The sequence below is a fragment of the Cyclobacterium qasimii M12-11B genome, assembly GCF_000427295.1.
Lineage (GTDB): Bacteria > Bacteroidota > Bacteroidia > Cytophagales > Cyclobacteriaceae > Cyclobacterium > Cyclobacterium qasimii.
In genome coordinates this window covers 19,530-32,088 of the sequence record NZ_ATNM01000069.1, presented here as the reverse complement: position 1 = coordinate 32,088, position 12,559 = coordinate 19,530, and the positions used below count along the sequence as shown (strand labels likewise).

Annotated in this window: 7 protein-coding genes; 3 read left to right on the top strand and 4 right to left on the bottom strand. The window is 39.8% G+C overall.

Annotated elements, in window-relative coordinates:
* Positions 1-28: 28 nt before the first annotated feature.
* The 3 genes from ADICYQ_RS07000 to ADICYQ_RS06990 all read right to left on the bottom strand — a co-directional run bounded on the left by ADICYQ_RS07000 (position 29) and on the right by ADICYQ_RS06990 (position 2,952).
* Positions 29-1,165, bottom strand: a complete 1,137-nt coding sequence (locus tag ADICYQ_RS07000; RefSeq protein WP_020892938.1) for a 6-bladed beta-propeller — start codon at positions 1,163-1,165, stop codon at positions 29-31.
* 240 nt (positions 1,166-1,405) lie between these two features.
* Positions 1,406-1,936, bottom strand: coding sequence for a hypothetical protein (locus ADICYQ_RS06995; RefSeq protein WP_020892936.1), 531 nt, complete (start codon positions 1,934-1,936; stop codon positions 1,406-1,408).
* On the bottom strand, positions 1,933-2,952 hold the full coding sequence (locus ADICYQ_RS06990; protein WP_161625581.1) for a BF3164 family lipoprotein: 1,020 nt from the start codon (positions 2,950-2,952) through the stop codon (positions 1,933-1,935). The genes ADICYQ_RS06995 and ADICYQ_RS06990 overlap by 4 nt, the downstream gene beginning before the upstream one ends.
* 1,601 nt (positions 2,953-4,553) lie before the next feature.
* On the opposite strand from ADICYQ_RS06990, the gene ADICYQ_RS06985 reads away from it, so the two are divergent.
* Genes ADICYQ_RS06985 through ADICYQ_RS06975 form a run of 3 tightly spaced genes read left to right on the top strand, consistent with a single transcriptional unit; the run spans position 4,554 to position 11,458 of the window.
* Positions 4,554-7,625 (top strand): PVC-type heme-binding CxxCH protein, encoded by a 3,072-nt coding sequence (locus tag ADICYQ_RS06985; RefSeq protein ID WP_020892934.1) that lies wholly within the window; start codon positions 4,554-4,556, stop codon positions 7,623-7,625.
* Positions 7,626-7,647: 22 nt separating this feature from the next.
* Complete coding sequence (locus ADICYQ_RS06980) at positions 7,648-9,057, top strand: right-handed parallel beta-helix repeat-containing protein (protein WP_081652308.1); 1,410 nt, start codon at positions 7,648-7,650, stop codon at positions 9,055-9,057.
* A gap of 31 nt (positions 9,058-9,088) precedes the next feature.
* A complete protein-coding gene (locus ADICYQ_RS06975; protein WP_040414949.1) occupies positions 9,089-11,458 on the top strand; it encodes a prolyl oligopeptidase family serine peptidase in 2,370 nt (789 codons plus the stop codon).
* A gap of 124 nt (positions 11,459-11,582) precedes the next feature.
* Here the strand turns inward: ADICYQ_RS06975 and ADICYQ_RS06970 are convergent, their stop codons facing one another.
* Positions 11,583-12,101, bottom strand: coding sequence for a DinB family protein (locus ADICYQ_RS06970; RefSeq protein WP_020892931.1), 519 nt, complete (start codon positions 12,099-12,101; stop codon positions 11,583-11,585).
* Between the last annotated feature and the right edge of the window lie 458 nt (positions 12,102-12,559).

Sequence of the window (12,559 nt, the reverse complement as noted above, 5' to 3'; positions counted from 1 at the left end):
CACCGTGATAGGGCTTACATCTAGATTTTTAGCTAGCTTCTTTGTTGACTATAAATAATATAAAATTGTCATCTGGATGAATGGTATAAGTGTTTAAAAAAGATGGGTTTATCTGCTCGTTATTGTATAGAAGCTCTGAGGAAGCACCAAAAATTAATTTTTCTTGATCGGAATACAAAATATCATGAAAAGAATAATTTGATTTGAAATTATCCACGAAAACAGGGAAAATAACTCCGTTTAACTCTTTTTCTTTTATTAGCATGTTCATGTACTTTCCCTCTTTGAGGATTTTCATCAACAATTCATTAGCTGCGGTAAAATGCAATTCACCTTTTGTAAAATAAAAGTCACCATTTCGCATGCTCGTAAGTAGATCCAATGCATTAATTCCAGAGCCTAGATAATTTTTATCTACCTTTTTGTCTTTGAAATCAATAGTGAATATTCTGGATAATTGAAAATCCTTATCAATCGAATAAATAGTATCATTGAATGCCTTAGAAAAATAAACCTGATTCCCTTCATTATTCATATTAAATGTAAATCTTGAATCGTAATGAAATCCGTAATCATCTGGGTTCACAGGAATATAGGAAGCTTCCACAGTCAAATCCTTTTTATTGATTACCAAAAGATCATAATTCCAATCTCTTTGAAGGTAATTGTTAAAAATTAATAGTTTATTTTCAAAATTCCTTAAAGAATTTGCCTTGAATGGCAGTCGCTTTTGTTCAATTATGTTTAAGTCTCTGTCAAGCACACAATTAATTCCTTTATTTCCATCATGTAGGATAAGGTTGCCATCATAATAAAAGTCAGTAATGGAATTAAAGTCAAATTTCTGATCCAAGTCAAATAATAATTTCCCTTTCAAGCTGCCTTGCTTATCAAATTTGAAAAGGCCTGAAGCATAACCTAAGTCGAGAATGTAATAATGATCATGAGCTGTAATTATTCGGTCTATCTTTCCAATGGTAATTTCCGGATCCAGCTTAACAATTTGAATACTATTACCTAGGTCAGAAATTGGTAATGCTTTTTCTTCTTCAAAGTTGGCTATAACTTTAAGCGGTGCTGTATTATTTTGAATTTTCTCGCTTTTAGACTTACAGGAAATAAATAATACTAGTCCAAAAACTAAAATTAGGCTGTTTAGCTTCATAATTGGAATTAAGATAAACAAATCAATTTTCTCCTACTAGGATTTACTTCTTACCTTCGATTATTATTCATTAACCGAACAGTATCCGATAGAGGTGAAGTTTGCATGATGAACCTCCTGGAAATAATATAATCCTTGGCTAATTTGGAAGGAATTAACGTTCCGTCTTCTGTTACATAAATAGGGGCTGAGTTATAAAATGTCTTTAACACCCCATCTTTCATTTCAGTGATTTCTCCTCTAACCGCTTTTTTTGATACCCATTTCTGTTGTTAAATTGTGTAAAGTGCTGCGGTAAAGGTTAAAAGGATCAGTGTTTATAACCTTTCCTCCTTCCTCAATCACCTCATTATTCTTGTCTAAAACCATTGTATGCCCGGGTTTAGCTTCAGAAATACTGTTGGTTACAAATATTTTGTTCGATTGGTCATAAAAAAAAGGATAGTTCATCTGCATCTCTTCAAACCAATGCTTTTTAAAGCGATCTAAATCCACTAAGGGGCGCACAAGAAAAATAAAACCTATATTTTGGAGGTCTACACTCCCAAGAAAAGCATTCCAGACTTCCAGTTCTCTTTTAAAAGTTTCAGACTTTTGATCAATTATGGAGACCACTTTCACTGGCTTGGTTAAGGGTTCTATAGTCGAAGTATCGTTTACTTTGTAATTATTAGAAGGAAGAGCAAAAGTTTTGGTCAGGTGATCTTCTTGGGCAGTAAGGTACTCTACATGAACAATCATTATTAAACAAATAAAATAAAGTTTTTTCATGGGATGTTATTCAGTTTATAGGAAATAAGTCCTGGATTTTCTTCGTATGTTGAACCGTATAGGGTGTTGGTATTACCATCAATGGCTATTGATCTTAAGTACCTATCCGTTTTATATCTTTTTAAAGGCTTACCTTTCCAATCCAAAACATAAATCGTATTTGTCAATGCTGCTTTCACTCTGGCTTCCCTAGATCTGTCTGCAGGTATTTCTCCACTGTATAAGATAAAAATATAATCTTCAGATGCTGCAACTGACATAAACTCAAATTTCTCATTCTCATTTACCATAACGGCCATGGATCCATTGCCGTTTTGAACACTGAGATTTGTTACTCCCCACGAAAATTTATTGACTTTAATTTCTGGCTCTTGGATTTCAAGTATTCCAAATTCCGGGACTTGGCTCATGCAATAAACCGCCTTTTTCTCTGTGGGATGATTTATGTAGAAGGCCTGATTAGCCAATGCCATAGAAGGTCCACCCTCATATTCCTCCTTATTTAAAAACGACTCATTTTCAATGTTATATGCGCCGAATCTTTTGTGATACATGCTGCCAACAATAAAACTATCAACATGTACAGTATTACCCATGAATCGCTTTTCCTGCTGGTCAATAGTGAACATGTCTTTTGGCTTCTGATTTCCATTTTTTACGTCTTCTATATCAAAAACATAATAATGTATATTATCAGATAAGAAAAGCAATTCATTTTCGTGGTCAAAAGAAAAGGAAAACCCATCACTTAAAAGTTCATTCGGACCTTCTCCTTTTTTACCAAAAGGCCTTACTGATTTCTCTCTTAGATCAATTAGCTTATAGGTGTATTCTCTATCTGGAAATTCATTGACCAGTATTAAACTGTCAAAAAAAGACATGTTGAACATAAAGCTTAAGGGGTTTCCTATTACTTTGAGAGGGATTTCTTTTCCTGAAACTTCAACAATATCTGTTCGGGAGAAATAATCCTTAAAATCTTTCCCTTGAGGATTTTCAGCGCATGAGAATGACATGACAAATACAAGGATTAAAATTGTATTGCAGGCTATTTTTGGGTTCATTTATTCTTTTTCTTGAACAAAGAATGGACTAATATTTGATCACTCTGGCCTTATGAATTAGTTATGGTAATACTAAATTGTGAGTTTATTTCCCACATTAAGATTATTGCATCATAGGTTACCATTTCTTTTTAACAAGCTAACAAGCGACTGACAGTCAAGTAAAAACAACAACTTTTGCAACTAATATATTAAAAACAATCGAGTTTTTGAAATAAGTAATTAGTTATATTGAAAATATCTTAAAATTAGCTTGTTAATCCCTTCTTGGTATAGCCAAATCATTGATCTGGACTGAGTGAGTTTGCAACTACACTCAACTATTCGGGACTATATTAAATAGGAAAAGTCGATACAATCTACTCTTAGTGGGGGAAAGTGAACTTGTATTTCTCAACACTGTTCAACCCCATCCGGGGTTGTGGGAATGGTAGGTAACAGCTTTTCCGTGAGTTGTCACTCACGGTTATTATTGTTCAGGTCCTTCAGACCTGGGATTTGTGAGGTAATTGATGCCATCGATTTAGTTCTTTCGAATAGTCCATTATTACGAAACCAAAGAAGCCTGTAGGTCTTCAATAATAATAGCCATGGTTGCAAACCTATGGACGGTGAATTTCCCATCATTTCCTCAACCCTGACGCGGGTTGAACAGGGTTCGTTTAATTTTTAAACTAGCAGATGGTCTTCCGGATATACATGTCTTTCGATAATTAAGGAGTAGATGCAATCTACTCCTAGTGGGGTTTGATGCTAACGCAATAGCTTTTCAAACAAGTCTAATCTTACGATTCAAAGAAGCCTGACGGGCTTCAATAATAATAGCCATGGGTGCAAACCCATGGACGGTGAATTTCCCATCATTTCCTCAACCCCGACGCGGGTTGAACAGGCTTCTTTCAATTTTTTAAAGTAACAGATGTTCATCCAGATATACATGTCTTTTGATAATTAGGAGTAGATGCAATCTACTCCTAATGGAGATAATTAAGCGTATAGGTAGGTTGTGAAAATGCAAATTTGTATTTATATAATATTATTGTATTCCGCTAAAACGGAATTGTAAGTGGATAAAATGGAAATGTAAGTCGCCAAAACGCAATTGCAGGTGGATAAAATAGAAATGTAAGCTGCTAAAACGCAATTGTAAGATAGAAAAACCAAAATGTAAGGGACATTTCCTTTTTAGCAATGGTGATTTCCCCAAGCGTATTTTTGCTTCGGTTTCCAATTCTTTAATAATTGATGCATCCTCGGCATAATAACTGAGAAGCAACCTGAATTTTGGCTAAGGTTTTAGTCCAGACCGTTCATCAAATTTAGCAAGGCCCAAACCTATCTAAAATCGTCTATTGTAGGTCTTTTGTTTAAATATGATTAATTTAATTGCTGTTTATTTCAATCCAGATTAGGTAAGAAAATCCCGGTTCTTTTAAGGAAGTGATTGCAATTGGTAATAGAAAAGCAATTGCCTATTTGGGGTTCAATACAATTTAAAATAAAACAATAGCACATGCAGGTCCATTGACTCATGTGGTACAATTTAATTTACTATGCATCTAAAACATTTAAGGGTATCCATTTGGTTTTTACTGCCCCTGCTCATTTTCAGTTGTAAAAAAGAGTCCGAATTAGGAATCAAGGACCTTGCAGCCAATGAGGACGTGGCCAATTTTATGGAAAATTACAAGGGTAGAGGTGTATTGACCGACAGCTTGGCAACGCCTACAGCTCCTGAAGATGTGCTAAAGGATTTCACTATTCCGGAGGATTTGTCCTTGGAATTGGTGCTTTCAGAACCTGAAATTGCACAGCCCATACAGGTAAGTTTTGACCATAAAGGTAGAATGTGGGTGGTGCAATACCAACAATACCCTTATCCAAAAGGTTTGAAAATTACGGCCATTGACAATCATACCCGGGTGAAGTTTGATAAAAAATTGGATCCCCCACCGGCAGGAGCCAAAGGAGCTGATACGATTACCTTTTTTGAAGATACAAATGGAGATGGCAAATACGATAAAAGTACAGATGCCATCTCGGGTTTAAATATCACCACAGGCGTGGCCCTGGGAAGGAAGAAAATCTGGGTGTTAAGCCCTCCTTTTTTATTGGCCTACGCGGATGAGAATGAAGATGGATTACCTGAAGGCGACCCAGAAGTGCATTTAGAAGGTTTTGGTTTGGAAGATACCCATGCGGTTGCTAATAGCTTAAGATGGGGGCCTGATGGTTGGCTTTATGGCGCTCAGGGAAGTACGACTACCGCCAATATCAACTCAAAAGTTTCAAAAAATGTGGCCTTCCTTGGTCAGGCGATCTGGCGTTACCACCCAGAGACCAATGTTTTTGAGCTTTTCTCCGAAGGAGGAGGCAACAATGCCTTTAATGTGGAATTTGATCGGAAAGGTAGAGTGTTTTCAGGGACTAATGGTTATGACAGAGGGCCATATTACAAACAAGGAGCCTACTATATCAAAAGCTGGGGCAAACATGGGCCCTTAACGAATCCTTATGCATTTGGCTACCTGCCCAATATGCCTTTGGAAGGAGAGAAGAAAAGATTTACCCATTCATTGATCAAGTATGAGGGAGCTGCTTTGCCAGCGTATTACAATGATCTTATGTTTGCGATCAATCCTTTGCATAATTTCATTCAGCTGACGGCATTTACAGAAAAGGGTTCCTCTTTTGAAAATGTGGACAAGGAAATCGTTTTGTCCACCACGGACAAATGGTTTAGGCCTGTGGATATTAAATTAGGGCCTGATGGGGGTATTTATATTGCAGACTGGTACGATAGCAGGTTGTCCCATGTGGATCCAAGAGATACTTGGCACAAAACCAGTGGAAGAATCTATAGGCTAGGGCCCAAGACCGGAGACAAGCCAATTGAATCCTTTGATATTAGTACTTATTCCAATGAGGAATTGGTGCAATTGCTTTCCCATGAAAACAAATGGTTCCGTCAGGAAGCCTTGAGACAGTTTGGCGACCGGAAAGATCTAAGCAGTATTCCACTATTGATCAAATTGCTACAGACAGGGACTGAACAAGAAGTATTGGAAGCTCTTTGGGCCATTAACCTTACAGCGGGCATAAGCGATGAAGTGGGTAAAATGGGACTGAATCACAAGGATCCTTTTGTAAGGATGTGGACGGTAAGGCTGCTTGGTGACAAGCAATCCCTTAGCCCAGCCATGTTCCAGGAACTTCAAAAACTTGCAGCAAAAGAGTCACATCCAGAGGTGAGGTCACAACTGATGGCTTCGGCCAAAAGACTGACTTCCAACCAGACTTTTTCACTCATAGAAAACTTGCTGAATAACCATGAGGATAGCGAGGATCCGGACATTCCATTGTTGACCTGGTGGGCATTGGAAGAAAAAGCAACTTCGGATAGAGAAGGCGTATTGGCCATGATGGCGGATGATAAAATATGGAATCATCCAATTATGGAAAAGGTACTGCTGGGCAGGTTAATGCAGCGGTACATCATGGAAGGTGGTGAGGAAAACTTTGCCATGGCTACCCAATTATTGGAAGAGGCACCTTCATCCAAACATGTTAAAATATTGATTGAAGGACTACAGGAAGGTTTATTGGGAAGAGAGATGGTAACCCTTCCAGATAATTTGCTGAAAATATTAGAGAAAAACAACAAGGAATTGGGTGACTCTCCGCTTACCCTGGCCTTAAGGCGCAGGGAAGAAAAAGCCTTGGCTGAAGCATTGAAGATCGTCAAAGATCCTAATGCGGAAATCGGATTAAGGTTGTCTTATATTCAGGTCCTGGGAGAAATTAATCAGGATGAAGTGGTTCCTGACCTTTTGAATCTGGTTAAAAATGGCCAATCTTCTCCCGTCATTAAGCAAACAGCGCTACATGCCTTGCAATCCTACAACCAAAAGGAAATTGGTGAACAATTGTCAAAAGCTTATCCGGGATTCAGGGACAATGTCTATGTGAGGGAAGCTGCTATTTCTTTGTTTGCTAGCAGAAAGGAATGGGCGATGGACTTTTTCAATGAAATCGAACAGCCCAAAACAATAAGTCCGGATGACGTAGATTATCACCTTGCCAGGCGATTCAGGTTGCTCCAAGATGAGGAAATCAATACACGAGCTGATAGAATATGGCCGAATAGTAAATTGTTGACTTCGGAAGAAAAGACAAAAAGAATCAATGCTTACGGGGAATTGATTGGTAAAGGTGAGCAGAATGTAAAGAAAGGGCGAACACTCTTTTTGAGCAATTGTGGTTCTTGCCACCAACTGAATGGAGAGGGTGGTATATCAGGTCCGGAGCTTACCGGTTATGATCGATCCAATCCTGATTACCTACTATTGCACATTGTAGATCCAAATGCAGACATCAGAGAAGGATATGAAGTGCAAAGAATTGTAACTACGGATGGGCGTATTCTAGAAGGAAGGCTAAAAACGCAGAGTGGGGGAACGATTACCATCGAACCACCACTAGGGGGTAAATCTACGGTTTTGTCTCAGGAAAGAATTGCAGAAATGGAAGTACAGCAAACCACCTATATGCCAGAGCGGATATTAGAACACCTTTCAGATCAGGAAATAAGTGACCTTTTTGCCTATTTGATGCAGGTTAAATAATTGAAACCAATACTATTTTAAAATGATGAAATCTGGTAAAAGGAGAAAATTTTTGGCGGTGGCAGCTGCAACATTGGCCTCATTTGCTGGGGCACAGCAGTTGTTTGGGAAGTCTACAGTTGACCTTTCTTCTAACTTAAACGGTGAGGAAATTAACGTAAAGCATTTTGGTGCCAAAGGAGATGGCAAAACAGATGATACAGCAGCGATCCAAAAAGCAGTTGCGACAAGTGGGAATCGCTTGTTTTTCCCCAAAGGACATTACAAGATCTCTAAAACCATTTTAATTGATCTGGCAAAAATGGGTTACGCCAGCATTAGGGGAAATGGTGATGCACAGGTGATTATGGCAGGAGCCGGCCCGGCATTTAAAATTGCAGGAACTCATTTTGGCTCAGCTGATCCTGAGGGGTTTGATAAAAAAGTTTGGTCTTCAGAGCGCATGCCTTTAGTAGAAGGATTGTCTATAGAAGGACAGCATAAAGCGGCTGTAGGCATTGAAGCCATAGGCACCATGCAGTTGACCATCACAAGGGTACAAGTAAGGCATACCCTTCATGCGATCCACCTGAGAGAAAACAATAGGAATTTAATCATTGCTGATTGTCACCTTTACGAAAACCATGGCATTGGTATCTTTTATGATGGGGTCAATTTGCACCAATCCAATATTACAGGAAGTCATATCAGTTATAACAAGGAAGGTGGAATTGTCACCAAAGGGGGCAATATCAGGAATATACACATCACAGGCTGTGACATAGAAAGCAATATGGGTTCAGACAAAGCCCCAACTGCGAATGTGCTGATTGATTGCTCAGGTAGTGCAGTTGGAACCGCAGAAGTAGCCATCACGGGTTGTACCATTCAGCACAACCGCAATGCGCCCAATTCAGCAAATATTCGAATCATTGGAAAAGATCAATCGGGAATTGGCAGTGAAAAAGAGCGCTGGGGAAATGTAGCCATCACCGGAAATGTGTTGAGTGATGTGATGGTAAACATTGACTTGCAATATTGCAGGGGAGTGGTAGTTACCGGAAATACCATTTGGCAAGGCTATGATTACGGCTTATTGATGGAGGGCTGTAGCAATGTAGTGTTTGGATCAAATTTGTTTGATGCCAATGCCAATTATCCTTCCGGGACGCTACCATCCAATAAGTTATTGGTCACCAATAGTGAAGATTGTACCTTCTCAGGTGTGCAGATTTATGGCTCTAAGGATAGCCCAGGTCTTGTTGTGCGTGATTCAAAGCGGATAAATATTGGGAATTGTAGCCTACTGAGTTGCGAAAAAGTTGGCCTCTTGTTGGACAATGTTACAGATAGTAAGGTTTCGGGATGCATGATTACAGCCTTAAACCCAGATGACAGTTCCTTTGAACCCATTCAATCCATTGGTGGACACGGAAATAAAATAACGGAATAACCCCAGAGGTTTAAACAAAATCAAATAAAAAATGCATGTAATTTGCTTTTCAAGGAGTAGGATTTGGCTTGTTATTTTATTCATGGTGACAGGAGTACTTGGAAAAAGTTTGGGCCAAACTGTAAAAGAATTCCCTTTTCAGGCGCGTTTGTTGGACGAGAAATATGACTTGCCCAATACCATGATGAAGGGAGTAGGGGCATTTTTGGATCAGGCCCTTCAGGAAAGCAAGGCAACAAGAAATGATTTTTGGCAAAGGGATTTTACAAGTCCTGCAGCTTTCAATCAATCAATTGCCTCCCAAAGACAGGAATTGCAGGAGATTTTGGGGCTGGTAGACGAGAGATCCGCTCCTTTTATGAGCTACCAGGAAAGTGGTTCGCTCGAACCCTATACTTACGAGAATGAAAAATACACCATCTCTGCGGTAAAGTGGAGGGTATTTGACGGAGTGTTTGGCGATTTTTATGCAGAAGGTTTGTTGATCAGCCCCAAGGCTGAAATTAAGGCCAGTGTGGTCTATGTTCCGGATGCAGGCACAGCACCCGAGGTTGTTGCGGGTATGACAGGGAGGGATGAACCAGGTTTTAGTAGGGCTGCACAAATGGCAAGAAATGGGGTTGAGGTGTTGGTTCCTGTTTTACTTAACCGAAAAGACACTTTTTCAGGGAGTAACATACAAGGAAAATTCACCAACCAAACCCATAGAGAGTACATTTACAGACAAGGCTTTATTCTAGGCAGGCATGTGATAGGCTATGAATTGCAAAAAGTATTGGCAGCAGTAGATTGGTTCAAAGCAAAAAATGAACAGACGGGAAAACCACTGAAAATCGGTGTGGCTGGCCATGGAGAAGGAGGGATGCTGTCCCTTTATGTGGCGGCCTTGGATCCTGGGATTTCTGCTTCATTGGTAAGTGGTTATTTTGATCAGAGAGAAGATATATGGAATGAACCTATTTATAGAAATGTCTTTGGCTTGTTGAAGAAATTCGGGGATGCAGAACTGGCGGTTATGAGTTGGCCGCAGAAATTAAACATCGATTATTCATTTTACCCTGAAGCTTCAGGACCACCTGCACCATCAGCAGGAAGGAATGGCGCTGCGCCGGGGGTATTACAAACCCCTGAACTTTCTTCGGTGAAGGCAGAATGGCAAAGGGCAGAAGCAATGCTTCCCAAAGGCAAGAGTAACCTTCGATTTTATGAGGGAAGTAATTCAGCAAATAGCATGCAAACCGATAAAGCATTGGTGACATTCCTAGAAGATCTGGGGGTAGATGCTGAATTAAAAGGAATGGATACTTCTTTATTAAACACTGGCTTACCCAGCCATTGGCTTAATGCAGAAGACAGGCAAGAAAGGGCTGTACGAGCTATGGAAAACCATATGCAGCAACTTATTCCTGCTTCTGAGACCATCCGGGACAATACTTTTTGGCAGACACTTGACACCAATTCGGGAGATTTGAAAGCCATAAAATCAGCCCATAGGGCAAGGTTATGGGAAGAATTGGGGAAGTTGCCCGACCCAAATGTGCCAAACAATACCGAAGCGAGGTTTTATTCAGAAACAGAAGGTTGGACAGCCTATGAAGTGAAACTGGATGTTTGGGAAGGTGTTTTTGCCTGGGGGATATTACTGGTTCCAAAAGGAATAGATCCATCAGTTCCTTTGCCGGCTGTGGTTACCCAGCATGGCTTAGAAGGTTTACCCAAAGATGTTTTGACAAAAGATAAAAGTGAAAGGGCATATAAAGCCTATAAAGGATTTGCTTCAGACTTGGCGGATAGGGGATATGTGGTGTTTGCCCCACACAATTTATATTGGGGACAGGATAATTTCAGGGTTTTGCAAAGAAAAGCCAATCCATTGGGATTGTCCCTATACTCCATCATAACAGGTCAGCACCAACGCATTGTAGACTGGCTGGGTCAGCAGGATTTTGTGGATGCAGAGAAAATTGGGTTTTATGGCCTGTCCTATGGAGGTAAAACAGCCATGCGTGTTCCAGCCCTGGTTGAAGGTTATGCGCTATCTATTTGTTCAGGTGATTTCAATGAATGGGTGCGAAAAGTAGCAAGCACAGATTATGAGGCTTTTAATAGTTATCCCTTTACCGGAGAGTATGAAATTCCTGAGTGGAACCTGGCCAATACATTCAATTATGCTGAAATGGCAGCCTTAATTGCTCCCAGACCATTTATGGTGGAAAGGGGCCATAAGGATGCGGTTGGAACGGACAAATGGGTGGCCTATGAATATGCCAAAGTCAGAAGGCATTATGCGAATATTCAGCAGGAAGGTTCCACCACGATTGCTTATTTTAATGATGGACATACCATTAACGGGAAGGAAAGCTTTGCCTTTTTGGACAGGTTTTTGAAAAATGCTAAATAAATTTGAATTGTAGGCCATCTAATGACGAAACCAATCAACCGGACCCTGAGCGGAGCCGAAGGGCTAAGTATTACGCGTACGTAACCCTAAGGCTTCGGCTTCGCTCAGCCACCGGGTAGAGAAATTAAATCCCCCTATAACCCGGAGGATCAATGCCTTGAGCCCTTATATAGGCAATGGCTGCTCCTCTATGATGCGTAGTATGATCATCCAACAATGCTACCATCTGTCTACGGGTAATTTTTCCGGCAAAAGAATCTATTTTTTCTGATAACTGTGCCTCAGAGAGAGCCGCAATGGTCTTCTTACCATAATCATAAGCCTTGTTGATAAACTCTTTCATTTCTGCTTTGGTTTGAGGTTTTGCAGAAGGATCGAAATCCATTTCATCACCTAGTAAAAATCCTTTTGAGATATTGGCTGCAGCAGCACCTATGTGTGTGATTTGCTCTCTGAAGGACATGGCAAATTCATGGAATTTATCGTCTAACTTGTCATCAGGCATTTTATCAATGGCTTCCAGGGTAAAAGCTTTGCTGTTTTCCCATTTGGCCAGAAACTCTTCCATGGTAGTTTGGGCATGGCTACTCGCCATTCCAATAAGAAGAAAAAGAGCGGTCAGTAGAATGTTTGTTTTTTTCATTGTTTTTGGGTTTATATTAAATCTAAAGTTCGGGAATTATTTTTGTATTTCTATGGGTTGTCTAACTATCCCAAGTTTATACTTTAGAATGTTTACGTATAAAATCCCTCCCGATTTTGGTAGGGACAAGCTCTTGGTCTCCCTTTACAGAAGGGGGATTTTGTGCTTTTCAGATTGACGATTACGTTAATAAGTTTACAATGAATCAGCCAGTTTAAAGCTACCTATTCAGCAATAAATTCTAATTTATCAAACCTCATTAATCAATAGGTGAGTGGAGTTTTAGCGGGTAAATTGCTGTTTATCAGTATGTGATTTTATCAGAAAGTCATCCATATTACCGGACCCTGAGCGAAGTCGAAGGGGTAGGTAGGATGGAAACGTAGCCCTGGCTTCGGCTCCGCTCAGCCACCGGGTATAGAATCCATTCAGCCAATGGGCATATGGATTTGTTTTAA